20 protein-coding genes are annotated in these 25,512 nt (G+C 45.3%); 3 read left to right on the top strand and 17 right to left on the bottom strand.

Annotation, left to right across the window (positions count from 1 at the left end):
- Positions 1 to 4: 4 nt before the first annotated feature.
- The gene (locus tag C5I45_RS02690) at positions 5 to 1,219 is read left to right on the top strand and encodes an LCP family protein (protein WP_107994213.1); all 1,215 of its coding nucleotides are present in this window, start codon (positions 5 to 7) and stop codon (positions 1,217 to 1,219) included.
- A gap of 89 nt (positions 1,220 to 1,308) precedes the next feature.
- Here the strand turns inward: C5I45_RS02690 and C5I45_RS02685 are convergent, their stop codons facing one another.
- The 12 genes from C5I45_RS02685 to C5I45_RS02630 all read right to left on the bottom strand — a co-directional run bounded on the left by C5I45_RS02685 (position 1,309) and on the right by C5I45_RS02630 (position 15,631).
- A complete protein-coding gene (locus C5I45_RS02685; RefSeq protein WP_003151382.1) occupies positions 1,309 to 2,385 on the bottom strand; it encodes a glycosyltransferase family 4 protein in 1,077 nt (358 codons plus the stop codon).
- 132 nt (positions 2,386 to 2,517) lie between these two features.
- A complete protein-coding gene (tuaH, locus tag C5I45_RS02680; protein ID WP_003151381.1) occupies positions 2,518 to 3,714 on the bottom strand; it encodes a teichuronic acid biosynthesis protein TuaH in 1,197 nt (398 codons plus the stop codon).
- A 19-nt stretch (positions 3,715 to 3,733) separates the two neighbouring features.
- On the bottom strand, positions 3,734 to 4,492 hold the full coding sequence (tuaG, locus tag C5I45_RS02675; RefSeq protein ID WP_003151380.1) for a teichuronic acid biosynthesis protein TuaG: 759 nt from the start codon (positions 4,490 to 4,492) through the stop codon (positions 3,734 to 3,736).
- 23 nt (positions 4,493 to 4,515) lie between these two features.
- Entirely contained in the window at positions 4,516 to 5,196 is a 681-nt protein-coding gene (gene tuaF / locus C5I45_RS02670; RefSeq protein WP_015387623.1) for a teichuronic acid biosynthesis protein TuaF, read from the bottom strand.
- On the bottom strand, positions 5,193 to 6,680 hold the full coding sequence (tuaE, locus tag C5I45_RS02665) for a teichuronic acid biosynthesis protein TuaE (protein ID WP_024085871.1): 1,488 nt from the start codon (positions 6,678 to 6,680) through the stop codon (positions 5,193 to 5,195). The genes tuaF and tuaE overlap by 4 nt, the downstream gene beginning before the upstream one ends.
- 67 nt (positions 6,681 to 6,747) lie before the next feature.
- Positions 6,748 to 8,088 carry a UDP-glucose 6-dehydrogenase TuaD gene (gene tuaD, locus C5I45_RS02660; protein ID WP_032857564.1) on the bottom strand — a complete coding sequence of 447 codons (1,341 nt, stop codon included), beginning with the start codon at positions 8,086 to 8,088 and terminating at the stop codon, positions 6,748 to 6,750.
- A 4-nt stretch (positions 8,089 to 8,092) separates the two neighbouring features.
- On the bottom strand, positions 8,093 to 9,289 hold the full coding sequence (gene tuaC, locus C5I45_RS02655; RefSeq protein WP_107994212.1) for a teichuronic acid biosynthesis protein TuaC: 1,197 nt from the start codon (positions 9,287 to 9,289) through the stop codon (positions 8,093 to 8,095).
- Positions 9,286 to 10,734 carry a teichuronic acid biosynthesis protein TuaB gene (gene tuaB, locus C5I45_RS02650; protein ID WP_014305935.1) on the bottom strand — a complete coding sequence of 483 codons (1,449 nt, stop codon included), beginning with the start codon at positions 10,732 to 10,734 and terminating at the stop codon, positions 9,286 to 9,288. Before tuaB ends, tuaC begins: the two co-directional genes overlap by 4 nt.
- A gap of 36 nt (positions 10,735 to 10,770) precedes the next feature.
- Positions 10,771 to 11,430 carry an exopolysaccharide biosynthesis polyprenyl glycosylphosphotransferase gene (locus tag C5I45_RS02645; RefSeq protein ID WP_003151373.1) on the bottom strand — a complete coding sequence of 220 codons (660 nt, stop codon included), beginning with the start codon at positions 11,428 to 11,430 and terminating at the stop codon, positions 10,771 to 10,773.
- A gap of 218 nt (positions 11,431 to 11,648) precedes the next feature.
- Positions 11,649 to 13,139 carry an N-acetylmuramoyl-L-alanine amidase gene (locus C5I45_RS02640; RefSeq protein WP_015387619.1) on the bottom strand — a complete coding sequence of 497 codons (1,491 nt, stop codon included), beginning with the start codon at positions 13,137 to 13,139 and terminating at the stop codon, positions 11,649 to 11,651.
- 21 nt (positions 13,140 to 13,160) lie between these two features.
- On the bottom strand, positions 13,161 to 15,281 hold the full coding sequence (locus C5I45_RS02635; protein WP_003151371.1) for a SpoIID/LytB domain-containing protein: 2,121 nt from the start codon (positions 15,279 to 15,281) through the stop codon (positions 13,161 to 13,163).
- A 32-nt stretch (positions 15,282 to 15,313) separates the two neighbouring features.
- Positions 15,314 to 15,631 carry a hypothetical protein gene (locus tag C5I45_RS02630; protein WP_003151370.1) on the bottom strand — a complete coding sequence of 106 codons (318 nt, stop codon included), beginning with the start codon at positions 15,629 to 15,631 and terminating at the stop codon, positions 15,314 to 15,316.
- Between the two features lie 181 nt (positions 15,632 to 15,812).
- On the opposite strand from C5I45_RS02630, the gene tagU reads away from it, so the two are divergent.
- Entirely contained in the window at positions 15,813 to 16,730 is a 918-nt protein-coding gene (gene tagU / locus C5I45_RS02625; RefSeq protein WP_003151369.1) for a polyisoprenyl-teichoic acid--peptidoglycan teichoic acid transferase TagU, read from the top strand.
- A 32-nt stretch (positions 16,731 to 16,762) separates the two neighbouring features.
- On the opposite strand, the gene wecB is transcribed toward tagU, so the two are convergent.
- Positions 16,763 to 17,902: a non-hydrolyzing UDP-N-acetylglucosamine 2-epimerase gene (wecB, locus tag C5I45_RS02620; protein WP_003151368.1), complete on the bottom strand. Its 1,140-nt coding sequence runs from the start codon at positions 17,900 to 17,902 to the stop codon at positions 16,763 to 16,765.
- Positions 17,903 to 18,130: 228 nt separating this feature from the next.
- Here wecB and galU point away from each other — a divergent pair, with 228 nt between their 5' ends.
- Positions 18,131 to 19,015, top strand: coding sequence for a UTP--glucose-1-phosphate uridylyltransferase GalU (gene galU, locus C5I45_RS02615; protein ID WP_003151367.1), 885 nt, complete (start codon positions 18,131 to 18,133; stop codon positions 19,013 to 19,015).
- 39 nt (positions 19,016 to 19,054) lie between these two features.
- Here galU and tagH read toward each other — a convergent pair whose 3' ends face one another.
- The 4 genes from tagH to C5I45_RS02595 all read right to left on the bottom strand — a co-directional run bounded on the left by tagH (position 19,055) and on the right by C5I45_RS02595 (position 25,395).
- On the bottom strand, positions 19,055 to 20,599 hold the full coding sequence (gene tagH, locus C5I45_RS02610; protein ID WP_094247448.1) for a teichoic acids export ABC transporter ATP-binding subunit TagH: 1,545 nt from the start codon (positions 20,597 to 20,599) through the stop codon (positions 19,055 to 19,057).
- Between the two features lie 20 nt (positions 20,600 to 20,619).
- Positions 20,620 to 21,447, bottom strand: a complete 828-nt coding sequence (locus C5I45_RS02605) for an ABC transporter permease (protein ID WP_003151365.1) — start codon at positions 21,445 to 21,447, stop codon at positions 20,620 to 20,622.
- Positions 21,448 to 21,632: 185 nt separating this feature from the next.
- Positions 21,633 to 23,807, bottom strand: a complete 2,175-nt coding sequence (locus C5I45_RS02600; protein ID WP_107994211.1) for a CDP-glycerol glycerophosphotransferase family protein — start codon at positions 23,805 to 23,807, stop codon at positions 21,633 to 21,635.
- Positions 23,808 to 23,856: 49 nt separating this feature from the next.
- Complete coding sequence (locus C5I45_RS02595) at positions 23,857 to 25,395, bottom strand: glycosyltransferase family 2 protein (RefSeq protein ID WP_014305939.1); 1,539 nt, start codon at positions 25,393 to 25,395, stop codon at positions 23,857 to 23,859.
- Between the last annotated feature and the right edge of the window lie 117 nt (positions 25,396 to 25,512).

Genomic DNA, 25,512 nt, shown 5'->3' with positions numbered 1-25,512 from the left:
TGTAATGGCTGAACGTGTAAGAGTGCGTGTTCGAAAGAAAAAGAAAAGCAAACGAAAGATCATATTCAAACGGATTTTGCTGCTGCTTACCCTCGTTTTGTTAGTTGCTGCCGGATTTGGCGGATACAAAGTATACAAAACGATCAATGCGGCAGATAATGCATATGATGCCCTTTCCCGCGGAGACAAATCAAAATTGCGGGATAAAGTCATCAATATGAAGAAAAAACCGTTCTCCATTTTGTTTATGGGGATCGAAAATTATGCCACCAGCGGAAAAGGCGGACGATCAGATTCTCTTATTGTCGTTACCCTTGATCCGAGAAATAAAACAATGAAAATGATGAGTATTCCGCGTGATACGCGGGTGACGCTTGCCGGCGACACAACCGGCAACAAAACAAAAATCAATGCGGCTTTTGCTAAGGGCGGAGCGGATGAAACCGTCTCAACCGTCGAAGACTTATTAGGCATACCGATTGATAAGTATGTCACTGTCGACTTCAATGGCTTTAAGGATGTTATTGATGAAGTAGGCGGGGTCGATGTAAAAGTGCCGTTTGACTTCGACGAGATGAGTGACGTCAGTAAAAAGAAACGGATCTATTTCAAGAAAGGAAACATGCATTTGAACGGTGAGCAGGCTTTGGCTTACGCGCGGATGAGAAAGCAGGATAAGCGCGGAGACTTCGGCCGGAATGACCGCCAAAAGCAAATTTTAAACGCACTGATCGACCAAATGTCCAGAGCTGGAAATATTGCTAAAATCGATAAAATCGCTGAAACAGCGAGCAATAATGTCCAAACGAATATCCGAATCACTGAAGGACTCGCTCTTCAGCAGATTTACAGCGGCTTTACCAGCAAAAAGATTGATACACTGACCATAACAGGATCAGATTTATATTTAGGCGGAACCGCAACTACGCGCGGAACATATTATTTCCAGCCGGATCCAACCAATCTCGAGAAAGTACGGCAGGAATTGCAGAAGCACCTGGATTACCCGTCCGGAAACAGCACGGCATCCGATCCCGCTTCTGACAGCACCGGAACGGACAGTACGACTGATTCAACTTCCGACAGCACGGGAACAGGCGGTACGGCTGATTCGACTTCCGGGAGCACAGGAACAAGCGGCACAACCGATTCAACCAACGGTACTGCAGGTGCAAACGGTACGGACAGCACACAGTCCGGCGGCACAACAGGCTATTAAGAGTAAACCCGATCCTTTGAGCAGGATCGGGTTTTTCTATATAATAAGAGAATAGCAAAAAAGCAGACCATTCGCATGATCTGCTCTTTTTAATTTTTCTTTACCAATCTTTTGTAAAACTTGGTAAATGGTTTAAATTGTTCATTTACTAACCCTGTGACCTCTGCTATGATTTGCATAAATACAATCAATACAAAAATAATAAACAGCGAAAGCCAAATGGTCGCGCTTTTCAGCAGGATGGCACTGACGCTGAAAATAAAGCCGATTAAATAAATGATAATGACAGCCGTGCGGTGTGACAGCCCGAAGGCCATCAGCCGGTGGTGTATATGTGACTTATCAGGCGCTGAGATCGGCTGTTTGTTTAAAATCCGCCTGATGACGGCGAATGTCGTATCAAAAATCGGCACGCCCAAAATGATGATCGGAATGATGATACTGAATAAAGTAACACTTTTATAAAGACCTAATAATGAGAGTACTGAGATGACGTATCCGAGAAAGAGCGATCCGGTATCTCCCATAAATATCTTTGCCGGGTGAAAATTATAAAATAAAAATCCGAGTGTGCTTCCTATCACGACAAGTGAAAGTGACAGAATAAGGATTTTCCCTCCGGACAACGCCATAACGGCGATAGTGGAGAGTCCGATGACCGACAGGCCGGCAGCGAGTCCGTCCAAACCGTCAATCAGGTTCATCGCATTCGTAATACCGACGATCCATAACACTGTCAGCGGGTAAGCGACCCATCCCAATTCTAAACGTTCCGTTAAAAACGGTACGGAGAAAAAGTCCATTTTCAGTCCCGTGCTCACAATCATAATGGCCACGGCCAGCTGGACGAAAAACTTTACCTTTGCGCTTAATTGGTATTTATCATCAAGGATTCCTAAAATAACAATAATAAACGCACCCACCGTAATGGCGGTCATTTTCGTTTCATTATATATGCCGGCCGCGAGCACACCCGCCGCTACGCCGATAAAGATGGCCAAGCCGCCCATACGGGGCATTATTTTATCATGTACTTTTCGGTTGCTGGGCTGGTCAACTGCACCTATTTTGATCGCAATTTTTTTTACGATAGGAGTTAGGATTAAAACCGTTAGCAGAGAGACAAAAAACGCAACAACTATGCGAAACATGCGTTCGTCAAGCATAAAGAAGTCTCCTTTGGAATTATATGAAGTCTTTTCTGATATTGAACCGTTCCTTCCATTATAATTCTTACTAGTTATTATAACAAGCATCATCAAAAAGAAACACGCAAATCAAAAAATGCGCTTTCCCTTTTAATGGGATTGCGCATTTTTCAATATACCCGTGCATTCGAGCATTCGGCCGAATAAAACATTCCAATCCCGTCCCCGGGCCAATTCACGGCGCAAAGCCTCGTATGATCCGCGGCGGTCCGCTGCCAGAAGCGCGTCGCAGGCCGCGATGAAATCTGCGGGGTCGCTCCCTTCAACATATTCATAAACGTAAGGCCTTTTGATTTTTGATGTAGAAGAAAGGTTGCAGCCGACAACCGGTTTCCCGGCGGCTAAAAATTCAAAAAGCTTAAGCGGAAATACCGCGTCATTATAAGGTGAATTTTTATACGGCATGATGCCGATGTCGACAAGCTGCATATAGGACGGCACTTCATTCGGCGCGGCAGGTCCCGTCCAGATGACATTCGGGCGTTCCAGAAGCGACTCGAAATCCGGATCGTCCTGAGCCGTGTTCGGGCCCACCAATAAAATCGTCCAGTCAGGCCGCAAATCTGCCGTTTCCGCCATAAGCGCAAAATCGAGCTTCGGTTTGATTCCGCCGATAAAACCGAGAACCGTTCCGTTTCTTCCCCGTAAAATGTCTTCATCCGGCTGTTTATTTTCCCGTGAAAACAGGTCATATTCCACTCCGTTTTCAATGGTAAACACTTTCTGGTGCGGGTTCTCAAGCTTTTTCCCGACCTCCCGGTGCAGACAGTCAGATGTGCAGGTGATGGAATCGGCACGCTGAATAATTCTCATTTCCGCCTGTTTAATGATGTTTCTTCTTACATTTGACAGCACACCGGCCCGGCCGCTGATCGGAGCGGCCCACAGATCACTGCAATCGTAAATCACTTCATCCCAAGGAAACAGATCTGCCAGAAGCGGAAAACCGGGGAAGGTGTACCATAAGCAGCAGCGGGCCCCTTCTCCTTCTTCCTTCAGCATGTGCAACAATGGTGAAAGTTTATGCCTGTAACACATGTCTGTATACCTGCCGAAACGGAATGCTTTTTGCTGCATGAGATCCTTTACAGTGAACTGCCGGATTCCCTCGGCGATCCCGGCCATCTGATCATCATTGGCTCGCGGGGACGGGCATACCCAAATGACGCTTTTCGTTTCTTTTTGCCGGGCAAGAAATTCAGCCAGCCGATGCCGTCTGTATCTCAGCCGGTCATGCCCCCATTCCGCCGCTCCGACGATTACGTGAATAATCGGTTCCACCTTCATCACCCAGCTCCTCTGACGCCTACAGTCTTTTCAAGACCGCGTTTTTCGCATATTGCATAAAACACCACGAAGCCTTGATAAAATGCAGGCGCTCAATTTCTCTATAAACAAACCACGTTTTTTTTGCGGCTTTCCACTTGTTGCTTGAAATCGAATTCTGCACAAGCCTGTATTCTGAAAGGCACTCATTCAGGCCGTAAGCCGTAAATCCCCTTTTCAGCAGGGAAAGCCATGTCGCTAAATCCTGCCGCGTTCTGATATCAGGCATTTGAATCTGCCCCGTCTGCTCTCTGTCAATCATGACCGTTAAACATCCGATAATCGTGTTTTTTAAAGCTTCATCATATGACAGGCTTTCAGGGGCTTGAATCGTTTTGTCCGTCGGCGTTCCGTCCTGCTCCATGACGCTGTAGCCCGTAAATGAAAAAGCGCAGGACCGCTCTGCCATAAACGCAAGCTGTTTTTGAAGCTTTTCCTTTTTCCATCTGTCATCGCTGTCCAGAAATGCGACATAACGGCCCTTGGCATGTTTAAGGGCTGTATTTCTGGCAGCTGCGGCTCCCCCGTTTTTATCTAAATAAACGACGCGGATCCGCTCATCTTTTTGTTCATATTGCCGTAAAATATCTCTCGTTCCGTCCGTTGAACAATCATCCGCGATAATCATTTCCCAATGCGGGTGGCTTTGATGTAAAACGGACTGAATCGTATCTTCGATATATTCACTTGCGTTATAAGACGGTGTAATGACAGATACGAAAGGTTTCCAGTTTGTCATGGTCACATCTCCATCGCAGATTTTTACAAGGACTCTCTAAAAAACTCAGGAATGACAATGAACATAAAGGCAACTGCAATGCCGATTAAAACGCCCAGAACCGCTTTCTTTTTCGGCGGCATGCCTTGACCAGCCGTTTCATTCATCGGCTCTGAATTGATGACGCCGGCCGCTTTCAGGTTCAGCTGCGTATTTTTCAATTCGTATAAAAATCGTTCCTTATCCACTTTGGCGTCCGCGCTGACGGTTTCTCCTTCAAGCGCAGCAATACTCTGCCGCACTACTTTTGCCCGTTTTTCAAACAGGTCCTGATCATTCTTCAGAAAAGTTGTTATGACGGCTTGAAACACCGATTCGGTTTCCTGTTTGTTTTGGCCGCTGTAGCTGACCGTGATCAATGAATCTGATTGTGTTTCGACAGTCAGTTTACTTTTCACGGCCGCTCTTTCTTCGTCTGTTTTATCAGGCAGAGCCTGCTTTAAAAAGGCATCGCTCGTCAAAAGGAGCGGGATTTCTTTTGTATTGTTATAAAGCGGATGATCATAATTTCCCGCGGCGATCGCGGCTTCTGATGTAAAACTGCTGTTTCCGCTGATTTTTGACGGCAATACATATCCCGCCGCCCCTAACACAACGGGCAGCGCAATGATCCAAATGATATTCTTTTTGATACGCCGGGTTATTCTTGTCAACATATCCTTCATCTCGCATCTCCCTGTTTTTCATAGTACGCCGTGACGGCAGGCTCCTTTTGTAAACGCCTCAATATATTGACCGCCGCGATCACGAGCGAGAGAAATACCCAGTGGAAAAATAAATTTGATACGGAGCTTGGGCTGATGCTGCTTACCAAAAAACCGGCCATCGCCGTGATAAGTCCTTCTGTGATCAGTCTTGACTGATTTTCCGATTTTCTTTCATGACATTTATAAAGTGTCCAAAAAAGGAACAAATAGACTGTCAGGTAACCGAGCATCGTAAGCACGCCGAAGTTCGCCATAATCTCGACGAGCCAGTTGTGCACCTCAACTACGCCGCCCGTATCATAAACGGGCTCCGCTTTTAAATAGTAAGAGACGTTTCCGGCACCCACTCCGAACCCCCAGGAATCAATTACATAGTGAAAGGCGTTCTTTAAAAGATTCGCCCTCGCGAGGTTGGAAGGAAGCGGCTGCTGTCCCGGCATCGCCTGCGGAGCTGAAAACAGATTCAAGACGGCATTGGTGATACGGCCCGCAAATAAAACCGCAAACAGCGCAGCACCCGCTCCCGCAGCGTACAGCGCGAATTTTTTCAACAGATAAGGCAGCAGGATGAAGACGTATACAGCCGCCCCCGCGCATATGCCCAGCAGACTCGCGCGCGAACCGGTCAAAATGATTAAATACAAAGCGCAGATCGCTAAGAGCAGGCTGACGGCCTTCACATAGCCGTTTTTCAAATTTTTCACCGCCGCCGCATACAGAAAGAAACTGATACACAAAAACGTCGCGAAATCATTTTGATTAAAGAAAACGGACGTCGGATAATGCTGTTTGTACTGCGGGCCGTTATAAAGCGTGGAGCTCGGCAGATGGTTGTGTGTAAAATGGTTGTAAAAGCCGATCGCCATCACAAAAATGGTCATCACAAGCCATATGCCGTAAAAAACCATCAGCTGATCAAAGCGCTGAATGAACATGACAATAAGATAAATCAAAAACATGCCCATTCCCATTAAAGCTAAATATTTAATCCCGTACGTCACGGATTTTGCCCACAATAACGATAGGAGACCGTATGTAAACCATAAGGCGAAAAACATCAGAACCCCTTTTACATTCACCCGATTCCATCTGTCAATATGATGACGGTTTGTCAGGATGCCGGCGATGTGTAGGGCGCCCGCTCCGATTAATAACAGCCGGTATATAAATAAGCTGAAAAATCCGAGATGAACCGCAAAGAAGGCCTGGTTTAAAAATGTACACGCGATCAGTATATAAATGAGCCCCATAAACATCTGACCGTTTGTTGTAAAGGCGGATAGCAAAGCAAGTCCGGCAATGCCGATCATGGCGGCAAGCAGCAGCACGGTGATTTTTCCGAGGCCGGCATCCGCCCTGACCGCCTCCAGCATGATGAATCCTCCTGTAATGACAGCGGCAAGCAGCACAAGAACATGTGCCGCTGAACGTTTGATACTCACATGGCAAACCCCTTTCCAAAACCGGCAGCCGAGCCGGGCTGCCGAGAGCCTGAAGACAAATCTTTTTCTATCTTGCCAGTTCTTTTATTTGCCGATCGGCATGAACCGCCGGACGTCCGACGGAATGATAAGTGAATCCTGAAACCCTCATATACTCCAACGGAAACATATTTCTGCCGTCAATGATGACCGGCTGTTTGAGCAGCTGCTTCACTCTCTGAAGATCCATCTCCTTGACTTCCGGCCAATCTGTTGTAATCAGGCATGCGTCCGCGTTTTTGATGGCACTGTACATCTCTGCGTGATATTCAATGCCGCCTTCTCCTAATATCGCTGCCGCTTCGGGAATCGCGATCGGATCATACGCTTTCACGTGAGCGCCCTGCTCTTTAAGACTTGTGATGATATCAAGAGCCGGGGCGGAGCGGACGTCATTTGTATGCGGTTTAAAGGCCAGCCCCAGTACGGCCACGGTTTTCCCTTTTAAGGGACCGATGGCGCGGTTCAATTTTTCCGTAATACGGACCCTTTGCTTCTGATTGGTTTCAATGACGGCTTCCATCATTTCAAACGGATAGCCGGCGGCGTTTGCGATATGCAATAAAGCCGTTGTATCCTTCGGAAAGCAGGATCCGCCGAATCCGATGCCCGCCTGCAGAAATTTATTCCCGATCCGGCTGTCAAGACCGACGCCTTCTGACACGTGAGAAATGTCCGCCCCGACACGTTCGCAAATATTGGCGATATCGTTAATAAAAGATATTTTGGCGGCTAAAAAAGCATTTGCGGCATACTTAATCATTTCCGCGCTTTCAAGATTGGTCTTTACGATCTTCGTACGGAACGGCTTATGAAGCTCTTCAATGACCGAAGCGGCATGTTCGCTTGTGGCGCCGATAACCGCCCGCTCCATCTGCATCGTATCCCGCACCGCCGAACCTTCGCGGAGGAATTCAGGATTTGACGCGACATCAAACGGATATGTTCCCTTTGACGCTTCGCTGACGATTTGGTAAACGAGCTTTCCCGTCCCGACCGGAACAGTGCTTTTGGTGACAATGATTTTGTATCCGTTCAGCTGTTCTCCGATTGTTTGCGCCGCTGCCTTAATGTAGGTCAGATCGGCTTCACCCGTCTTTGACATCGGCGTACCGACGGCGATATAGACGATATCAGCGGCTTTCACAGCAGGCTCAATATCGGCCGTAAAGGATAACCGCCCGGCACTGACATTTTTTTCGGCTAATTCCTCAAGCCCCGGTTCATATATCGGGATGACTCCGTTTTGCAAGCTTCTGATTTTCGCTTCATTGATGTCACAGCAAGTCACATGATGGCCGATTTCCGCAAAACAAGTTCCAGATACAAGACCTACATACCCTGTTCCTAATACAGCGATTTTTTTCACAGCTTCATCCCTCTTTCGAAAGGTTCTCCTCTTGCCCGAGCCGGTTCATGACGGACCGGTATTTCTCTTTCAGCGTTTTCGCGTTTTGGCTTGCGTCAAAATACGTGCGGACGGTTTGATAAAGTTCCTCGGCTGTTTGCGGCGTCCAAGCCTCTCCTTCGTCATATAGCAGAATGGATTCTGCCAGCGTGCCAGGTGAACCCGGCTTGATCAGCAAACCTCTATATTTCCCAAATAAAGAAGCCAATCCTCCGACATCGGTACAGATCACCGGCACCTTCAGAGCGAGCGCCTCAATGACCACAGTCGGCATGCCTTCGCTGTAGGACGGCAGCGCCATTATATCTGAGGCCAGCAGATAGTCCTGTACCTTGTCGTTCGGCACTTGCCCCGTGACGATATGAGCGGCTTCACGTAATGAAGATGCGGCTGGACCGTCACCGACAAAGACAGCTTCATATCTTTCATCCAATGACTGAACGGCTTTTGATAAGTCGAAAACACCTTTCTCTTTGACAAGCCTGCCGATGAACACGATCAGTTTTTTATCCGGAGGAAGGCCGAGCCGTTTTCTGACGGCTTCTTTCGTCTCGTTCCTTTTTCGGAAGGCGTCAAGCGTGATGCCGATCGGAAGCACGCTGCACTCCGCTTCGATGAGCTTTTTCATTTGTTCCCGCAGACTGCCGCTCACAGCGTAAATATCGGCTGCTTCCCGCACCGCAAATGTAAATGCGCGATGAGCACTTTTGCTGTAATGCGGATAGACATTGACATCACTGCCATGCAAGGTCAGCACATACGGGATGCCTAAAGCCTTTGACACAATGGCGGCCGCTCCGCCTGACGGCATGGCGAAATGCGCGTGAATCAGATCGGGCTTCAGGCCATGATTTTTAATTTCGGAAAGAACCGATGACGCCATTCTTTTATGCGGCTGCGCCCATTTCAGCTGCCCGGGAACCGCCTGATAAAACGGCCGGTGGACGGACACGCCTTTCCGCCATTCATGCGCCGGCCTTATATCCTTTTGCCGATACGTCTTTTTCAGCACCCGGAATGGCGCGGCGAGTTTCGGCCGGGGACAAATGACAGTCATCTCCGCGCCAAGCTTTCTCAGTTCTTGGGCCTGCGTCTCATGAAAAACGCCTTCTCCCGGCTTCTCACTGCTCGGATATACACTTGTCATCCACAATACCTTCATAGCAAACGTCCTTTTCTTAATTTACTTTTCATATGCGGATAAGCTTTTCCTAACAGGAACAAATAACACAACGCTCCGCAGGATACGGAGATCGCCAGCCGCAGCTTGACATCAAGGCTGATCCGCTCCGTCCCGAAGCTGGCTGTAAAGGCGATGACACCCATTGCCGCCGTAAGCAGAAACGGTTTGGCCACGGCTTTGAAGTAAGCCGACAGCCGCAGCTTAATGACATATGCCAGCAGCCAGCGCCCGATCAGGAAATTCAGGATGCTGATGAAAGCGTACGTCCAGGCTACCGTCAAGAGATTTCCGGACAGCACGGCGGCGTACAAAGATGCACCATACAGCAGCATCACCCCGGCGTCCCAATAAAATGCCAGATCGGCCCGCCCTTTTGCCAGCAGCACAGATCCGTTCGGATTCATCAGAACCCTTAAAATCCCGACGATGGCGAGAACGTTTAAAACCGGGACAGCCGCCAGCCATTTTTCTCCGAAAACCGAAGCCACGAATGCATCCGATACTGAAACCAAACCGAGCAAAAGCGGAAAGGATATCAGCGCGAGTATTTTGGTCATATTGAGAAAACCTTCTCTGATCACGCTGTTTTCATGCTTGTTTTTCGCAAAGACGGGAAACGCGACTCTCGTAATGATCGGATTGATTTTTAATACCGGAAGCGTGACAATCTGGTAGGCCAGATTGTAAATGCCGAGCGCCTCGGCGCCGATAAAACTGCCGATCAGAATCATATCAATATTCGCCCCGAGCCGGTTCACAAGCCGGGAAGACAGCTGAAAGGCTCCGAAAGAAAAGAAGCCTTTCATTCCCTTCAGATCAAAAACGAACGCCGGTCTCCATGTTTTTCTGCAGGACACCCAGTACAGAATACCTTTTGACGATTGCAGCAGCACCTGGGAAATCACATAGGCGAGAATCGGGTCCGTATAAAAAACCGCAGCCGCCAAGTAAACGAAGGACAGCACATTTGAAAAGATTTCAATCTTGCTTAGCGTGTTAAATGCCAGCGCTTTTTGCAGCATATATTGATATTGCTGACCGATCGGCGCGATTAAAAACATGACGGCCAGCACGCGGATTAAATAGACAAGCTCCTCCCGCCGATAAAAATCGGCAATGAGCGGACTGCTGAAGAACAGCAGCGCAAACAGCGCAAGCCCCGTTATGATATTCAGCCAGTACAAGGAAGACATCTGTTTATCAGTCACATGATCTTTTTGAATGAGCGCGGCGCCAAAACCCATATCAAGCGCAATTTGGGCAAACACCACTACCGTTGTGATCATGCCGACAAGGCCGAATTCAGCCAGTGACATGACCCGCCCGAGCAGGGCGAATTGGACGATTTGAATGACCGTAATACACGCTGTCGAAATACTTGTCCATTTGGCGCCGCTCAAAATTTGATTTGTAATACTAGGCATCGTTTTCCCTACTTTTTTGTCTGCTGACCAGAATTTTTATCGCGCCCCGTCACCGGTCCAGATCACTTTGCACGTTTTGAGCATAATCTTCAGTTCCAATGAAAAGGTCAGGTTGCGGATATAATATAAGTCAAACATCAGTTTTTCCCTCGGTGTCATGTCATATCCCCCGTTGACCTGCGCCCAGCCGCTTAATCCCGGCTTAACGGCCAGCCGCTCCGTAAACCCCGGAATCTCAGCCTGAAACTGTTCCGTAAACACGGGACGCTCGGGACGCGGGCCGATCAGGCTCATTTCTCCCCGAAGGACATTTACCAGCTGCGGCAGCTCATCAATACGGGTCCTTCTGATAAAAGCGCCGACCTTTGTCACGCGGGGATCCTTTTTCAGCGCCCAGACCGCCCCCGATTTTTCAGCATCTATTTTCATAGAGCGGAGCTTATACAAATAAAACGGCTTCCCGTCTTTGCCTACCCGCTCCTGCTTGTAAAAAGCCGGGCCGGGCGACTCCAAACGAATCAGTATGGAGAACAGGCCCATCACCGGGAGCGCCGCCAAAAGCCCCGCAAGCGCAAACACAATGTCCATGAATCGCTTAAAAGCCAAATAACGGGCCGTTCTTTCCGTAACGGCAGCGGAAGTCCCCTGCCGCACTGCATAGTTATTATTTACATTCATGCTTTTCTCTGCTCCCACTGACACACACCTCACGATTTGTTGGGATGTTTGATGACCTATGCCGTGAGTTTAGCAGATGGATGTTAATTGGAAGTAAAGGAAACGTTAATGTTTATTAGAATGTTTCGATTATTGTTTTTTTATTGTAAATCTATTCATATCCATATTTGAGACAAAGCATAATGAAAAAATAAAAAAACAGACCGGTATGAACCGGTCTGTTTCCATGAAAAAAATTATCTGAAATAGGAGGAAACGCCTTGGGTGATCCCCGCCGCGAGTCTGTCCTTTTTCGTTGATTGTTTTAGAATATTGGCATCAATCGGGCTTGTGACAAAACCGGTTTCTAACAAGACACTCGGCATTTTAGAATACTTAATGACGTAAAATCCGGCAGTTTTCACACTGCGGTCACGCGTGCCGAGAGCAGAAACCATTCTCGGCTGAATATTTTGGGCAAGCCTCAGACTGTTTGCCGATTGGTAGGTTTTATCATAATACGTCTCCGTACCGTTTGCACTGCTGTTATCATTCGCATTTGCATGGACGCTGATGAAAATATCGGCGTTCGCCTTCGCCCCTTTGTTCACTCTCTCCTCAAGCGAATCAAAGGTGTCGCCCTTTCTTGACATTACAGTAAGCGCGCCCGCGCCGTATAATTGATTGTTAAGACGCGTAGCGATATCAAGGTTTACATTTTTCTCAAGCAAGCCGTTTCCGGTTGCACCTGAATCCTGATAGCCGTGTCCCGGATCAATAAAGACCGTTTTGCCGACAACGGGATTTTTAAGCTGCGACGCGGCATTGTTGCTTAAAGATGAAGCACTTCCTATGACGGTGAAGCTGGTGATGTTTTTACTTCCGATATACGTCCGGACGTCTTTTGACAGACTGTCTCCATTCGTCAGCAGGTGAACTCTTCCCTGTTTGGCGCTCAGCACGCCTCCGACGATGGTATCCGCCTCTTTAAAGCCATTGGTAACAAACGTATAGCCTGTGCTTAAGCCTGTCTTTTTTGCAAGATTCACAGACAGGTTATAGCGGTTTTTGCCGCTGATTCTCGAAGGGTTCGGCAGCTTATTATAAAGTGAGCTGCTGATGCTGCTTGTCCCGCCGATGACAATCGTGTTTTTAATCCCTAAGCTTTTGATCGCATTGGACGCAGAACCATTTAACGTTGAATCATTAGTGAATAAAATCGGATATTTTTTAGCGGACGCATAAGAAATCGCAGCCATTCCATCCGCATCAACAAACCCGTTGACCACAAGGGCTGTAGAAGATCTTGTCATTTCACCCGCCACTTTTGCGGCTGTGGCATATCTCGTGCTCCCTGATAACCGTTTGACACTGATGCCTAATTTAGCAATTTGATTTGCGGTATTTTTCGAAACGGCAGGTGTGCCGCCTACGATAATCACATTTTTCGTTTTTAAATCAATTAATCCCTTTTTTGTGCCGGCAGACAGCTGATCTTTATTTGTAAACAGCAGCGGCGCATTTTTTTGATATGCAAGCGGCGCAGCGGCAATTGCATCGGCATATGAAGTTCCGCCGGTGATAATTACCGTTTTCGCTTCACCCCATGATTGTTTTGCCGCCAGTACAGCCGTATCATACCGGGTGCTTCCGCCGATCCTTTTAACCGTGTTGTCAGCCAAAGCGGAAGGGACAAATAGAATGACCCCGAGAATAAAGACGGGGAGACATTTTATGATGAATTTCAATCCGATCTCCTCCACAGAAGTTTAGTAGTTTGTAAGTGCTGTATTAGGATAATAGAACGCAAGAATAGAAGTATACGGCTCTCCGGCCTCCGCTCTTTCTTTTGCTCCGTATTGACTCATTCCTACGCCGTGACCGTATCCCTTTCCTGATATCGTGATTTGCGAAGAATTACCGGACGCACTGGCGTATGTGCTTTTAAAAGATGAAGCTCCGATCATCGTCCTAAGTTCAGACGCTTTCACCTCAACAGATGCAGTCTTGTTCATGACATAGCCCTTCGACTTGTCATTCACATGGTACGTGACCTTCACCGCGGCGTCTTCCGCGCGCTGGCCTTTTGTTTTTCCGGTGAGCGAGAGATCAGAGATACTTGCAATTTTTATGGAACTTGCATTGGTTTCTTTATTTTTCATCAGCCAATTTTTTATTCCGTTGAGCTGCGCAGCATTTGCTTCGTTTGTTTTAGACCACCAGGATGCGGGATTTTTCATATCCAGACCCGCTGGCAGCTGCTGCTTCTGCAATGTTAAAGACCAGCTGATTTCCGGATCTTTTGTGTCCTTTTTGGCTACTAAATACGGCACTTTCGATCCCCACACTTCATCGCCGGCTTCCATGTAACCGCCATTGCTTGATGAGTAAGTGGCATCTATCAATCTGCCGGAATAAGTGAGCACTTTCCCTTTTGTTCCGTTAACGGCTGCGGTGGCGTTTGGATACCAGCTGTATCCCCCGTAAACCTGAAAGGCCGTTGTATCCGCGACTGTTTGTCCCATCTTGCCGATAGAGTAGGTGCGGGCGGCAACAGCCTGGGCTTTCAGCGCTTCTGTCGGCCAGCTTCCCGGCATTTCATTCGGCAGGACACCTTTCAGATAATCCTCAAAAGGAATGTTTTCATTAACGGGTCTTACATATTTGCCGGATTCAGCAGTGAAACTCATATTCCCCAGATATGGCTTCCCGTCAATGCTGATTGTGTTTGCTGTTGAATATTTTTCAGGAACCGCCTTGAAAGACGTTTTTCCGCTGTTAATGCCTGCAACGCCTAATTTGCCGCCGGACGTTTCAATACGGTACGTCTTTCCGTTTACGAGATAAAACTCTTTTGCGTAAGCAGCCTTAACTGAATCGGCAATTGAATTCGCGCTGCCTATTAATGTATAAGAATAGGTGCCTTTCGTTTTAAAAAGGCCGGCCTCGTCGGCGGGTGTTTCGCTTTTTTTGATGTATACAAGCGGCATGTGATTTGCGGCGGCAATATTTGATCCGACTACGATGTCCGCTAATTTAGTCCCGTTGGCAGCCACCGTTTTGCTTGCATCCATGCCAAGCGAAGTGACTGCGTTTGCTGATATTTGATATCTGTTTGATCCGGTAATTCGTTTGGTGACCGAGGCCTTCTTTTTAATTTGATTCTCCACATCTTTGCTGACGCTTGAAGTGCCTCCCATGATGATCACTTTTTTAGGCAGATTGTAGCTCGGAAGGGAGTCTTTTTTCGTCAGAAGGATCGGATAGCCGTTTTGCGCGGCATATGGCGCGATTGCCAGCGCATCCGTATATACATCCCCCGTTACTACGACCGCCTGGTCATAGCTGCCCATTTCGGCCGCAATATTTTTGGACAGATCATATCTGTTTTTTCCGCTGATCCGTTTCGTACGGCCGTATTTCTTCAATGTCTTTTCCGCGGCTGACGAAATACTGTTCGTCCCGCCGATGATTAAAATATTATCCGGATTGAATTTCTTGATTTGCGCTTCTGTGCTGCTGCTCAGTTTTTTCGCTTCAGTCAGCAGAACAGGCGCTTTCAGTTTATTCGCTAAAGGAATGACGGAAAGCGTGTCCGCAAAATAAGCGTCCGTATTCACGACGACTACGTTGGACGGGTTTTTCCAATACTTAGATGTCGCGGCGTTAGCTGTATCATATTTGGACGCGCCTCCCAATCTGACAACGGAGGACACATCGCTTCCCGTCAGTTTATAAGTTCCTGAAGGTTCGATATTCAGAGTCGATTTATTACCAATATAATTCGTCAGTTTTACTGAGATATCAGAACTGGCCGCAAAAGTGCTTTCCGGTAATAAAGCCAGGCTGAATATCACAGAAAAACAGACAGCCCATATTGTTTTCTTCAATTTTTATCCCGCCTTTTGCTGATCATGGTGTATTATTTTGCTTTCTCGATTTCCTTGATCTCTTTTTGGCCTTTATCATTTGTGAAATAAGTAATGCTGACTTTGTCATTTTCGCTGAATTTATTCAGAACATCAGAGAAGTCATCAGAAAATTCAAAGCTGACGGGCTGATCATCCACTTTTACTTCAATTGTGTGCGTATCCGCCATACCGACATAATATGCCGTTTCTTTTTGAGCCTGGTTCTCCGAAGAACCGCTTCCCTTCTTTGATTGTTCCGCCGTTCCGCACGCTGCCAATACAACAGAAAAAAGCAGTATTAAGAACGAAGCTGCAATAGTTTTTTTCATTTTTTTCACCTCATCTTTATGTATCGTCTTATACTAACTTTTTTTTAAGGTAATTTTAAGGTCTTTTTGTAACCTTTTTTTTAAGAATTTCGTCTATTACATGGTTATAAGTAAAAATATGACTGGGTTTATAAAGATTAGTAAATTGCATCATGAAAGTTAATAGAAAAGGTGATGACAAATGAGAGCTGAACGAAAAAGAAAGAAGAAAAAGGTTCTTCTGACAATCGTAACAATCATCGGGCTGTTAGTTTTATCATCAGGAGGCTACGTCTACTACTTGTGGCACAAAGCGGCTTCAACGGTGGCAAGCATTCAGGAAGACTTAAAAAAATCGGACAAACGTGACACGGATATAGATCTCGGAAAGAAGGATCCGATTTCTGTTTTAATCATGGGAGTCGATGAGCGGAAAAATGACAAAGGGCGCGCGGACACGATGATTTATATGACCGTCAATCCTAAAACGAATACAACGGAAATGGTCAGCATCCCGCGCGATACGTATACGAAAATCTCCGGCAAAGGTACGATGGATAAAATCAACCACTCCTATGCCTTCGGCGGAACCCAAATGGCCGCGGATACCGTCGAGGACCTGCTCGACGTGCCGGTAGATTATTTTGTGAAAGTAAACATGGAGAGCTTCAAAGATACCGTGGATACACTCGGCGGGATTACGGTGAACAGCACGTTCGCCTTCAACTACGACGGGCATTCTTTCGGAACGGGGAACATCAGCCTGAACGGCGAAGAAGCACTTGCCTACACCCGCATGAGAAAAGAAGACCCCCGGGGGGATTTCGGCAGACAGCAGCGGCAGCGCCAAGTGATTGAAGGGATTATTTCTAAGGGGGCAAACATCTCGTCTGTCACGAAATTCGGAGATATGTTTAAGGTCATTGAAAACAATATGAAAACAAACATGTCATTCGATGATATGTGGACGGTTATGACTGACTATAAAAATGCCCGCAGCAAAGTCACTCAGCATGAACTGAAGGGAACGGGAACGAGAATCAACAATATCTATTATTACAAATTAGATGAAGCAAGCCTCGCTTCAGTCAAAAAAGAATTAAAAGAAAGCCTGAAATAATAAAAAACTCTGCATATGATGCAGAGTTTTTTTTATTCTGTAAAAGGCTGCGGACGGGTTTTTCTATAGCCGTACCGATAAAGCAGTTCTTCCGCAATCCGTTTTGAGGCCGATCCGTCACCATAAGGGTTTGACGCCTTTGACATCCGTTCATACTCGGCCTGATCGGTTAAGAGCTGTTTTGTCAGCTGATACACCGTTTCTTCATCTGTACCCGCCAGCTTCAATGTCCCGGCTTTCACTCCTTCGGGGCGCTCGGTTGTGTCCCGAAGCACCAAGACCGGCTTTCCGAGAGAAGGCGCTTCCTCCTGAACCCCGCCTGAGTCGGTCAAAATGAAATTTGCTTTCGCAGCGAAGTTATGGAAATCCACGACCTCCAGAGGTTCTATTAAATGCACCCTGTCCGAATCAGCAAAATGGGCTTCTGCGGCCTCACGAACTGCGGGATTCAAATGAACGGGATAAACGACTTGTACGTCCTCAAACTCTTCAACGATTCTTCTGACGGCCTTAAACATCTGTTCCATCGGCCTGCCTAAATTTTCACGTCTGTGCGCTGTCAAAAGAATCATCCTGCTTCCTTCCAGCTTGTCAAAAATCGGATGAGAATAGTCTTCCCGCACTGTCGTTTGAAGCGCGTCTATCGCCGTATTTCCCGTGATAAATATAGAATCCGGCTTTTTATTTTCAGCAAGCAGATTCTGTTCTGCCTGGCTTGTCGGCGCAAAATTCACATCAGCGATCACGCCCGTCATCTGCCGGTTGATTTCTTCAGGGAAAGGAGAGTATTTATTTTGCGTACGCAGACCGGCTTCCACATGGCCGACGGCGATTTGATGATAAAAGGCGGCAAGGCTTCCGGCGAACGTTGTCGTCGTATCTCCGTGGACCAAAACGATATCTGGTTTTACTTCTTGAAACAGCTTGTCCAGTTTCAGCAAAGCATGAGATGTAATTTCTGAAAGCGTTTGACGCTCTTTCATAATATTCAAATCAAAATCAGGCGTGATGCTGAATGCTTCAAGCACTTGATCCAGCATCTGTCTGTGCTGTGCGGTTACAGTCACCAGCGAATCAATTTCCTGATATTTTTCAAGCTCTAATACGAGCGGAGCCATTTTAATTGCTTCAGGTCTTGTACCGAATACGGTCATTACTTTTAGTTTTTTCAACGGTTTGTCTGCACCTCGTTTTATATGTCGGATATCCCTTCATGTTAACATATTTATGCCGTTTCTTAGATATTGTAAAGCTTAATGGCAAACAAAGCAAAAACCGTTACAAGACTCTTTGAAAGCGGATTAAAAGGTGTGAATTTTAATCAATTGTGGTAAAGTGGAAAAAGACTAGGTTATAGTTCTGAAAAAAAGATTTTGCAGAAACAAGGATGGTGTTATTCAGTGAAGAAAGTACGCAAAGCCATTATTCCGGCAGCAGGTTTAGGCACTCGTTTTTTGCCGGCCACAAAAGCAATGCCTAAAGAAATGCTTCCAATCGTTGATAAGCCGACAATTCAGTATATTATCGAAGAAGCTGTCGAATCCGGCATCGAAGATATTATTATCGTAACCGGAAAAGGAAAAAGAGCAATAGAAGACCATTTCGACAATGCCCCTGAACTGGAACGCAATTTAGAAGAAAAAGGGAAAATCGAACTGCTTCAAAAAGTGAAAAAATCGTCAAATATTGCGGATATCCACTATATTCGCCAAAAAGAGCCAAAAGGACTCGGTCATGCCGTTTGGTGCGCACGCAACTTCATCGGCGATGAACCTTTCGCCGTTCTTCTCGGCGATGATATTGTCCAGGCTGAAAAACCGGGACTTCGTCAGCTGATGGATGAATACGAAAAAACATTGTCTTCCATCATCGGTGTTCAGCAAGTTCCTGAAAGCGACACACACCGCTACGGAATTATCGATCCGTTAACAAATGAAGGCCGCCGTTACCAGGTCAAAAATTTTGTAGAGAAGCCTGAACCGGGCACAGCTCCTTCCAACTTGGCTATTTTAGGAAGATACGTTTTCACTCCTGAAATTTTCATGTACCTTGAACAGCAGGAAGTCGGTGCAGGAGGAGAAATTCAATTAACGGACGCCATCCAAAAGCTCAATGACATTCAGCGTGTCTTCGCTTATGATTTCGAAGGAAAACGTTACGATGTCGGTGAAAAACTTGGATTTATCGAGACGACGCTTGAATTTGCCTTACAGGATCAGGATATCCGCCATAAATTAATTCCGTTCATGAAGGATCTTCTTGAAAAAGAAGAAGCTGACGAATAGAAAAAGCTGCCGAATCCGGCAGCTTTTTTTATGTGATCTTTACGTTTTAGACGTTACCGTCAGTGTCTTATCAGCATTGTTCACAGAAAAAGTATATTCCTGGTTTTTAAGCATGAGCAAATTCTGATTGATTTTGCTGCCGCCTTTTTCACTTAAAGCTGAGATGTCTGCAGGACGCGATAAATGAAAAACCACTTCGGAGACTGTATCATTGTCAATCACTACATCCGTTTTTGCATCGGATGCTTTTAATACGTTCCGTCCGTCAGCCGTTTGTCCCGCAGCTGGATTTTTCAATTTACGCTGCACATCGTCCCGGCTTTTATTGAGATATGAGAGAAACTCTTCTGCTGTTTGGCTTGATAAACTGCCGCTGAAATCATTCAGCTGAACATCCGTCTTTTTTAAAGCGTTCACTTTATATAGATCAGTCTTTTTCATAAAGTACTCTTTATCGTTTAATTTCACTTTAGCCGCCTGGTTATTCTCGGCTTCTATCTGCACCTTCGTACCGAAACTTACACTTGCGGAGGCTTTTCCTTTTATATCTTTTTCAGTGTAAAGGTCCGCCTTTTCAGCTTTTACCAAAGCAGGTTTATTCACAGACTCATAAAGGCCGGCATCGCTCTGTTTGACGTCACCGAAAGATGTGATCGCACGCAGAGGCTTGTCTGAAAACATCGAAGCGCCTGCGCCGACAGCCAGCAATGCAAGCAGCGTAATCTGTATCGTATTGGCAATGAATTTAGGCTTCGCTTTCTTTTGCTGCGCCTGAGTGATTTTCTGTTCCTCGGCTGCCCGCGTTCTGCCTTCAATCTGCTCGTTTTGATATTTCTTTTTTTCTTTCTTTGAAAGCTTGTTGAACCAATCCACAAAAGCTTTATATTCTTTTACAACGGCTTTCGTTTCGTCGAACATACGCATTTCGCCGTAATGCATCCAAGCCACCCGGTCACACATTTTCTCAATCTGTCCGATGGAATGACTGACGAAAAAGATCGTTTTGCCGCGTTCTTTAAATTCCGTAATGCGGTCCACACATTTCTGATAGAAAGTCTGGTCCCCTACTGAGAGCGCCTCATCAATAATAAGGATGTCAGGGTCCATGTGCGCCGATATGGCAAAACCGAGACGGGATTTCATACCGCTTGAATAGCTTTTAACAGGCTGATCTATAAAGTCGCCGATATCCGCGAATTCAACGATTTTTTCATAAAGCTCGTCTATCTGCCGATTGTTGAGACCCATCATCAAGCACTTTAAACGGATGTTGTCCTTGCCGCTTAATTGATTGTTTAATCCGGCAGAAATCGCGATTAAAGACGGCTGCCCGTTCATATCAATCTCACCGCTTGTCGGCGGAATGATCTTTGCAAGCAGATTGGACATCGTTGATTTTCCCGAGCCGTTGATACCTACGAATCCGATCGTTTCCCCTTCATAGACGTCAAAAGAAACATTTCGGACAGCGAAAAAACCTTTTTGATTTCTGTTTGGGAAAAACAATCCTTTAATTTTGTCAGACTGTTTTTTATATAGAAAATACTGTTTTGAAACATTTCTGAACGAAACTTTTAGTTTCATCGTATAATCTCCTTACTATATTAAAGAAAGTCAACAAACTTATCTCTGAATTTCATATGAAGAAGTGAACCGACTGTTAACAGCAGCAGTGTGACGAACCAGAAATACAGCGTGTATTTCACATCGTGGAAAAACCACTGCCCTTCCATAAAGCTGTCTCTGAAGCCCTCGATAATATAGAAAAGAGGGTTTAACTTCAAGATGGTCAAAACTTCAGGTCTGTTTCCAAATTTCTCCGCAATGTCCCAGAAAATCGGCAGAAGAAAAAAGAGAAGCCTTGTGACGGCTTGAAGCAAAAACTGATAGTCCCTGATTAATACGCTGATGGTTGAATTAAACAGGCCGAAAGCAAACATAAAACTGATCATGCAAAACAAGTAATAAATATATTGCAGCCAGTGAAGCGTCGGAAACAGTCCGTTGCTCAGCAGCACAATAATATAAATCGCCATCATCACAAAGTAACTGAATAAATTCGATGCTATCACTACAGAAGGCAGTGAACTGATCGGAAAGTTCATTTTCGACACTAAATTTATCCGTTTAAAAACGCTGTTAGATGCATCCAGTATCGTCGGACTGATAAAGAACCAAGGAATTAAGCCGGCCAGCATCCAGACGATGAACGGTACGCTGTCTCCATTTCCAAGCACCATATCATGTCCGCCGCGAATCCCGAGACCAAATACGAACCAGTAAGCCAGCATTTGAATCATAGGGTTGAGAAACTGCCACAATATACCCAAATAGTTCACTTGATACTTTGATTTCGTTTCGTACACTGCAAGCCGCATAATCAGCGGAAATGAGTTGAATTGCTCTTTCAGAATTTTTACCAATGCATTCATTCTAATCTTCCTTAGTCGTAAGTTTTAGGTAATAGCTTTGACTTACAAAAGCACCGCTCATAATTGTAACAGATTACGATGTATTTTTCACTTCATAACAAGCCTGAGTCCCATGAGCGCAACATGCCGTCACTTAAGCAAAAAAGCATAATTAACATGGTTAAATTATGCTTTTTTGCACTTATTTACTTGTTCCCGAAAATCACTTTTACGGCTTTTTCAGACGATTCTCCGGTTTCTAAATAACAGAACTTCTCGTAAAAAGGCCCGAACGAATCCGGAAGCTTATAATCATCTGATTCCGTTTCATTGACCCATTTGATAACGTCACCTGTTTCTTTGACAAGCGGGCCGGGCGCTTCTTTTTCAAAGTCAAAGTAAAACCCTCTGAGTTTATCCCGGTACGTTTCGATATCAGGCACATAAAACAGCATCGGTCTTTTCAGATTCGCATAGTCAAAAAAGACAGAGGAATAGTCCGTTATGAGTAAATCAGAGACCATATACAGCTCACGGATATCTTCGTAGCTGGAGAAATCATACGCAAATCCTTCATACGGTCCGAGATCAAAGTTTTCCGCCACGAGATAATGCATCCGTAAAATAATGACATAACGGTCGCCGATCGCTTCTCTCAATTGGTGAAGGTCTAAATCAAGGTCAAACTTGTATTTTCCCTTTTTATAAAATTGGTCATCCCGCCATGTCGGTGCGTAGATAATCACTTTTTTATCTTGCGGAAGATTCATTTTTTCTTTCAGCGCTTTAATGACAGAAGGGCTGTTATCCGTCTGAAGGAAGTCATTCCGCGGATATCCCGATTCAATCATGGTTTTATTAAACTGAAACGCCCGGGCGAATATTTCGGTTGAATATGCGTTCGGTGAAATCAGGTAATCCCACTTTGAAGCCTCTGTCGTAAAGTTGCGCTTGTATTTTTCAGTGTTTGTTCCGGGCATATGCACTTCATCCATATCTACGGCAAGGCGCTTTAAAGGCGTGCCGTGCCATGTCTGGACATATGTCGTATGCTCAGGTTTCGGAATCCACAGCGGCATACGGCTGTTGACAACCCAGTACTCGGCTCTTGCCATGGCAAACAGCCATTTGAACGTGAAGCGTTCGATATAAGGAATCCCTTTATCTTTAAATGTCTGTGAGTAAGCGGGGTTTACACTCCAGCAGAGACGGTATTCCGGCATCTCTTTGCTCATGTATTCATAAATCGCCCGCGGGTTGCAGCTGTACTGTTTTCCGGCAAAGCTTTCAAACATGACAAGTTTCTGTTTGACAGGCAGTTTTCCTGCAAATCTGAATCCTGCTTTGTAAGTGTTCTGTATTCTTTTCTCAATGAACTTTTTCAGCTTATTCTTTCTCTTGCGTACAAAGGAAGCGCCCCGTTTCAGCTTTCCTTTCACAAAATACTCCACGCGGGTGCTGAAGCTGTAATCGTTCATTCTCAGGTGGAGATTTTTCGTTTTCTTTTTCGTGAAAACGTGAAATCTGGCAGGCCCTTTTTCCGTTTTCAGAACCGTGAATTGGTTAGGGTTTACATGTTCAGATTTCAGAACCTTTAACGGTTTGCTGTTGGTGATAATCTCTTCACCTGTCCCGGCATCTTCAAAAATGAATTGAATATGGAATTGAAAGATGAGCTGCTGATTCAATTCTTTATAAACGGCATTCAAATCAATTTTTGTATCAAAGCCTATCGTGTCAAGCATCGTTGTGTCCTGAACATATTCATCAAGGTCGTGTCTCGGCACGTCGTGAAGCGGATACTTCAGAATGAGAGGCTCCTCTTCTTTTCCTTTTTTCATTTTCAGAATCAGGTTTTTTTCTTTTATCTTTAAGGTTTCTGCCGCATTCAGCCGGAATGCAAAACCTTTCAGATGTAAGCTGCCGTTAGATTCGAGCTCCATTTCATCAATCCGCGTGACGAACTTTTTCTGCAGCAGCTTTAAGGAGAAATTCCCTTTCTTCGTCGTGTAAGGGAAAAAGTACATATGATGAGCCTCATCTTTATAAGAAGACAGTTCAATAGGTTCAAGGCTGGATTTTAACCGTTTTTTACTGATATCACTGTCATCATTGATAAAGGAGACATAGAAATCCAGACATCCTTTGCCGTCCGTATGGTCAGAAAGCAGATCCGTGCTCATGACAGCATGGTACTCTCCGCCCTCTCCGGCCAACCGTTTCAGAGGGACGGAAAGTTCCGCTTTTGTTTTACGATTTATAATCTGAAGAGAAGGCTCTTCCCCTGCAGTGACATTTTCACAGGATATCGTAATGCTGAATGTCTCTTCCTTTATGTTAAGATGTTTTAACTTGTATCTGACAGGATTTTCTATACCCATAAAATAAGTCTACTCCTCTGTTTCAATTAAACATATCCAATCACAATCATCATTTTGTTACTTTCAGTGAAAGGTTCTCCTTCACCGTCCGGTAGAATTGATATTGCAGTCCGTTCGCTTCTGCCGTCACCTTTTCACCGTCTTCTCTGTTTAACATGACACGTTCATAATCGTTATAAATGACATACATAATATAACCGCCAAGTCCGACTTTTTCAATGTCACTTAACGGGATTTCAAGGACGTACCGCCCGTCTCCCAGTGACTGAACCGGAAACTGGTGGTGTACTTTCATGTTATCTCTGTGCTGAAACTGAATATATTGGGCATTATTTCTGTCCTGTCCGAACAAGCGGAACGTAACGGTGAATTTATGATCGGCGAACACCGCGCTTTCCGTTTCTCCGTGCATGCGAAGTTCGACCAGTTTATTTTCTTCATCCGTCAGCGGGCTTTCTAAATAAGCCAGTCCGTCTTTCGTCACGATGTTTTTATCGGGCTCTTTTTTGGACCAGCGGAACAGCTTTTCGACCTCATCATACCGTTTTTGAGTCAGCAGACGGTAGGCTGTTTTATGAATCGGATGAAAAAATGTCTCGGAAATATCGTATTTCGTCTTCTTTAACACATTCAGAATTTCATTGAATTTATTGTAGTAGGCTTCTTTGTTTTCGCTTTTCAGGAAGTGCATCCGATCGAAAAGCCGCGTAATGGAATCGAATTCAATCAGGCGGTTCATCGCCATCTTCTCTTTTTCAGTATCTAATTTTTTGTTCAGAATATACTTCATTACGGCTATGTTCGTGTCGGTTTTTTCCATTATATTGGTCTGCTTTGTCAGCGACTCATTATTGTCCATTCTGTTCAGATAATAGACCGGTTCGGTTGACGTTGAAATATCTCCGCACGCCAAAAGAACATCCATAAAAAATTGCTTATCTTCAGCAAATTTCATTTCCGGATATCTGATATCGTTATCTTTTAGAAATTGTAAGTTCATCATTCTTGCCCGCGGGCCCAGATGATAGAAAATATGCCGGATTGAAAAAGGCGATACCTTCGCTCTGTTCAGCGAAGACTCATGTTTCCCGATCGTTTTTTGACCGTTCACCTGCATTTCGATCGTTTTTCCGACCGCATAATTTACATGATCTCTTTCAAGCATGTCGAATAAGATTTTAACCCCGTTCGGCGCAAACCAATCATCCGCATCCAAAAATGTAATGTACTTCGCATTTGCCAGCTCAATTCCCAAGTTTCTCGGATAAGCCGGAGTTCCCGTGTTGTCTTTCAAAAAGACGACTGTAATATTTTCATACAATTCGGCGTACTCAGTCAGGATGTTTCTGGAATCATCGGTAGAGCAATCATCTACCAGAATTAAAGAAATATGCTGAAAGCCGATGTTTTGAAGGATCACAGAATCAACTGTTTTCCTTACATATTCTTCTGCATTATAAACAGGAACGACTACCGCTACCTTCTTCTCTTCCGCCAATGCTTCTTTGTTTAAAATGGTATATTCGCGTTCTTCTATGGACGGCTTGGACTCTTTTTTATTCAACTTAAAAAAGTTACTAAGATTCATCTTTAAATTCTCCTCTTATTGTCTAGCTTTTTTTCAAAAGCGCATAACAAATATAGCGAAAATAACCTTATATTACAAGAAGTACTCCCTATCCGGAGGGAGTACTTCTTTATCATC

The sequence above is a fragment of the Bacillus sp. ZY-1-1 genome, assembly GCF_003047165.1.
GTDB classification, from domain to species: domain Bacteria; phylum Bacillota; class Bacilli; order Bacillales; family Bacillaceae; genus Bacillus; species Bacillus velezensis.
Note: the sequence above shows the minus strand (reverse complement) of the source record. Positions and strands in the feature narration are given on the sequence as shown.

What these genes read in the sequence shown, in the direction of transcription:
- C5I45_RS02600 (WP_107994211.1), bottom strand. Translation starts at nt 23,807, where the DNA reads ATGGGTATAGAAAATCCTGTCAGATACAAGTTAAAACATCTTAACATA.
- C5I45_RS02605 (WP_003151365.1), bottom strand. Translation starts at nt 21,447, where the DNA reads ATGAATGCATTGGTAAAAATTCTGAAAGAGCAATTCAACTCATTTCCG.
- C5I45_RS02690 (WP_107994213.1), top strand. Translation starts at nt 5, where the DNA reads ATGGCTGAACGTGTAAGAGTGCGTGTTCGAAAGAAAAAGAAAAGCAAA.
- tagU (WP_003151369.1), top strand. Translation starts at nt 15,813, where the DNA reads ATGAGAGCTGAACGAAAAAGAAAGAAGAAAAAGGTTCTTCTGACAATC.
- tuaG (WP_003151380.1), bottom strand. Translation starts at nt 4,492, where the DNA reads ATGACAAACTGGAAACCTTTCGTATCTGTCATTACACCGTCTTATAAC.
- tuaF (WP_015387623.1), bottom strand. Translation starts at nt 5,196, where the DNA reads ATGAAGGATATGTTGACAAGAATAACCCGGCGTATCAAAAAGAATATC.
- tuaH (WP_003151381.1), bottom strand. Translation starts at nt 3,714, where the DNA reads ATGAAGGTGGAACCGATTATTCACGTAATCGTCGGAGCGGCGGAATGG.
- C5I45_RS02685 (WP_003151382.1), bottom strand. Translation starts at nt 2,385, where the DNA reads ATGCTTGACGAACGCATGTTTCGCATAGTTGTTGCGTTTTTTGTCTCT.
- C5I45_RS02630 (WP_003151370.1), bottom strand. Translation starts at nt 15,631, where the DNA reads ATGAAAAAAACTATTGCAGCTTCGTTCTTAATACTGCTTTTTTCTGTT.
- tuaB (WP_014305935.1), bottom strand. Translation starts at nt 10,734, where the DNA reads ATGCCTAGTATTACAAATCAAATTTTGAGCGGCGCCAAATGGACAAGT.
- tuaC (WP_107994212.1), bottom strand. Translation starts at nt 9,289, where the DNA reads ATGAAGGTATTGTGGATGACAAGTGTATATCCGAGCAGTGAGAAGCCG.
- C5I45_RS02595 (WP_014305939.1), bottom strand. Translation starts at nt 25,395, where the DNA reads ATGAATCTTAGTAACTTTTTTAAGTTGAATAAAAAAGAGTCCAAGCCG.
- tagH (WP_094247448.1), bottom strand. Translation starts at nt 20,599, where the DNA reads ATGAAACTAAAAGTTTCGTTCAGAAATGTTTCAAAACAGTATTTTCTA.